Genomic DNA, 3,479 nt, shown 5'->3' on the forward strand with positions numbered 1-3,479 from the left:
CACTTCCTTGATTAAGCATTAATCCATAAAATCCTGTACTGCCCGGCAAGCCAATCCTTAACGATCCCTCTCAAGGGGATTGAGTAAGCAAACTTACGAAAAGGCAGTTACCTTTTTGATGGTCCTGGGTCTGAAGAATAGGCTCAACGCTTTTTGAGATGATCCACAAACCTTTCGTTGTTAGCTCATCGGATCGCTTCTGTTATGGAGTGCCCGTCAGTAGTACGGGTTCGCTTTGGGATGGGTTTGGAGGCTGGTTAGTTCGGGTATGTGCTGGTCTGCTCCTTGAACCCGTCCATCGTCAGCCCCGCGCCACCCACACGGTTTGCCGGGTGATTCAGCCCGGTAGTGACTGGCAGGGTAGGAGGTATCCCTCTCAAGTCTGCCAGATTCGACTGCTAAAAGGCCCCCTGTCCTGCCCCCAAACTTAGGAGAGTTAAACAGGGGATGGTATTGACCCATCGGCTAGGTGGCTGACCCGTTCAGGCTTTACTAAGCGGCTATTTCAGGATCAGGAAGTGGCAAAATGCACTGACCATTAAGCAACTTCGATATAAGCTGGCGCACTGACATCCCATTCCGACTTTAATTTGTAGGTAGCCGTCCCAGCATACTTGGTCTGGCTAATCCCTAAGCGCCTAATAACCGTGCTAATTCGTCTTCGCCCAATGGGCAGACGAGCGCCATTTCGCATAATCAGATGCGCTTCGATGGAGGAAACCACTGTCTTAACCCCCTATTAACTGGACAGATTTTCTGAAAAGGTTGTGTCGTAAATTACCTGCGCTTCTTCCCATTTCTGCTGGGGTGTTATAAATCCAATCGAACGATGCAACCGATGATAATTGTAATGGGAAAAATAACGCCCTAACATTTCTTTAGCTTCGTAATAGCTGGCAAATTCATTTCGCTCAATGAGATCGTGTTCAAGAATACTGTGAAAAGCTTCAATGTACGAGTTCTCCTCAGGGGTAGCAACGTGCGTGAATTCCTGCTTGATCTCTGAGCTTTTCAAAAATCGGACCGCCGAAGCGGTTACGCACTGAATGAGCAATGAATTGACTGCCATTGTCATTGCGCAAAATGACACCTTCAGTTGATGACTCCGGTTTATTCGTCGGAAAAGATTGATTAGGTCAATTTGGCGAATACTGCCCTGGAATAGCCAATCTAGAATTTTACGGCTATACACATCGATGACGCTCAACAGATAATAATTCCGGCGTTCCCCTTCTACCCAGACATATTTGATATCCCAACACAGATACTCCAAGGGTTTGGTAGCTTCAATTCGCCTGAATTTAACGAACTCTCGCTGGCCCATCGGCCGGATCACTTTGCCTAGAAGTAAATTATGCTTCTGCATCAACCGATACACCGCGCGGCGGCCGCCTTTTTCTTGTTGATTAGGTACTCTTTTTTCAACTCATACGTGATGTATTCGTAGCCAAGGGTATTGAACTCAACATCCAGTAACTGACGAATACTGTTCACTACCAGTTGATTGTCTACTATCTGACCATCCAGCTTCGTAGTCACTTGGCTGGGTCGTGCTCCAGGTATACCTGACTGGGGCTGATAATAATATACGCTCCTAGGCAGGTCAAGCCACTGGCATAGTAGAGTGCGGTTAACACGAGATTCGAACTGTTTCATGAGCGCTAGTTTCTCCGAGGTTGAATAGGCGTTTTTTTTAGCAGTTCGCTTTTGAGTGGTCCGCCACCGCGGCTCAATTTCCAGAGCTTGTTTTGCCACAATTCGCTTCAGGCGTTCATTTTCTTCTTCGAGTGCTCGCAGTTGGGGATCGACGCGCGCATAAGAGTCTTTCAAACCTTCTTTGCCTTTGCTTAAATATTTCAATCGCCACTTGCGCAGCAATGAAGGGGATAAATTGTACTTGCGACAAGTCTCGGCATGGCCGTCACGGATGGCTTCCTGAACGATGGAATAACGGTCTTCGGGAGTAAAACTCCGCCTAATTTTGCTCATGATTTCTGAATGTAAAAGGACTAATCGCAGTGGCGCACCACCTGTTTTTACAATTTTGTCCAGTCATTCAGGGGGCTAAGACACCCTCTTATTCAGCCGATATATGCCCTGTATGGGGCTACTTGAAACGTACAATAGATAGTACATAACCTGAGGCAAGACAAACTTATCCATGGCTCATAAAAAAGGTCGGCTCCAGGTAAGAACCGACCTTTAAAAAAAACCTACTACACTTACTAAGGAATTGTAAAGCCAAAGCTGATTAGTTTGAGGAAGTCGTTGAATTCGGCTTTGCCATTTTTCCCTTTCGGTTGCTGCGCCCCTGCGATTGTGCTGATCCATTATCCATCGACCCATCCTGGGTTGATATTGAATTGCTACTCTGAGTGCCGGTGCCATCAGTTGAGGAATTGTCGCGCTGACTACTGTTTCCAGTCGTTGATGAGCCGTTACCCCTCGAGCCCGAACGGCCTAATTTACCCCGGCCACCTTGGCCAGTCTGGTCGCTATTCATAGAGCCTGCTCCCGTAGCACTGCCTGAACCTACGGTTGATCCGTTATTACCGGTAGTGGGAGATGATCCGTTTTGAGCAGCAGATCCGTTCGTACCATTGCCTGTACCACTACGAGCGGTAGGGGTAGGAGTTGTTTGCGCCTGTGCGTTGAAGGTAGCAATGCCCACTAGCATAGCCCCCAGGATGATTACCTTTTTCATAACCTTGAGTTAATTACACCGATTTAGTTAATAGGTAGGCATCTAACACGGGGCAACATTAGAAGGGATAAAAAGTAGGCTTATTAATGAGAATATGGTACTATGTATGACAAAGCGCCAGGAGGGTGAAGGCTGGCCTGGTGTCGCTTTTTTAAATTCCCTCAACCTATAAATAATTTATCTACTCAGGCTTCGAGTTGTTGAAGCTTGGTGTCGATCAATTCCATACCAGGATGTATTGGCCTTTTATACGTACTCCGCAAAGGGTTATCTCATTTATAGTGAGTGATCGATCGTCAGTGGCCGCAAAACTGGACCTTACCCGCTTACTACTAGGCTGCTGGGCATGCCCGCTTCCACCTAAGCTCCGAATAACTAGCTAGCAAGCCTATTCAAGTACATGATTAGACAATACCTAATAGAAGGCCTATCCATTTATGCCCAATAGCAGGTTAAAAGTGCATTAAACTCAGTAGGGAGGCGACTAATCTGTCCGCGTTAGGCGAGGTTTGTCCAGAAAACTACAAAACTCCCGATCAACATGAAACCACAAACGGATGCCACCCCAAATTCAGCTAGCAGTATTTTTGAGCGCTTCGCGTCGAGTGTGACCAAAGCCACGGGTAGTTCTGCCGCTTTCATCATCGCCTTTTTAACGGTTATTGTCTGGGCCGTAACCGGACCCTTGTTTCATTACTCGGAAACCTGGCAACTGGTCATTAATACGGGCACCACTATCGTCACCTTTTTAATGGTATTTCTCATCCAGAAAGCT

The 3,479-nt window shown here is 46.9% G+C and carries 6 protein-coding genes; 2 read left to right on the forward strand and 4 right to left on the reverse strand.

Annotated features, from left to right (window positions below):
• The first annotated feature begins 158 nt into the window (after positions 1 to 158).
• Positions 159 to 431, forward strand: a complete 273-nt coding sequence (locus GO755_RS40500; RefSeq protein ID WP_157582559.1) for a hypothetical protein — start codon at positions 159 to 161, stop codon at positions 429 to 431.
• Between the two features lie 107 nt (positions 432 to 538).
• Here GO755_RS40500 and GO755_RS40505 read toward each other — a convergent pair whose 3' ends face one another.
• The 4 genes from GO755_RS40505 to GO755_RS40525 form a co-directional block, all read right to left on the reverse strand.
• Positions 539 to 724: a hypothetical protein gene (locus tag GO755_RS40505; RefSeq protein WP_157591148.1), complete on the reverse strand. Its 186-nt coding sequence runs from the start codon at positions 722 to 724 to the stop codon at positions 539 to 541.
• Positions 725 to 739: 15 nt separating this feature from the next.
• Positions 740 to 1,366 (reverse strand): integrase core domain-containing protein, encoded by a 627-nt coding sequence (locus tag GO755_RS40510; protein ID WP_157591149.1) that lies wholly within the window; start codon positions 1,364 to 1,366, stop codon positions 740 to 742.
• Entirely contained in the window at positions 1,366 to 1,989 is a 624-nt protein-coding gene (locus GO755_RS41720) for a transposase (RefSeq protein ID WP_227687293.1), read from the reverse strand. The genes GO755_RS40510 and GO755_RS41720 overlap by 1 nt, the downstream gene beginning before the upstream one ends.
• Before the next feature lie 262 nt (positions 1,990 to 2,251).
• Positions 2,252 to 2,704, reverse strand: a complete 453-nt coding sequence (locus GO755_RS40525; RefSeq protein ID WP_157591151.1) for a hypothetical protein — start codon at positions 2,702 to 2,704, stop codon at positions 2,252 to 2,254.
• Positions 2,705 to 3,245: 541 nt separating this feature from the next.
• Between GO755_RS40525 and GO755_RS40530 the strand changes: the two genes are divergently transcribed.
• A partial coding sequence (locus tag GO755_RS40530) for a low affinity iron permease family protein (protein ID WP_198175092.1) occupies positions 3,246 to 3,479 on the forward strand: 234 nt, incomplete at its 3' end.

The organism is Spirosoma arboris, from assembly GCF_009754945.1.
GTDB lineage: Bacteria > Bacteroidota > Bacteroidia > Cytophagales > Spirosomataceae > Spirosoma > Spirosoma arboris.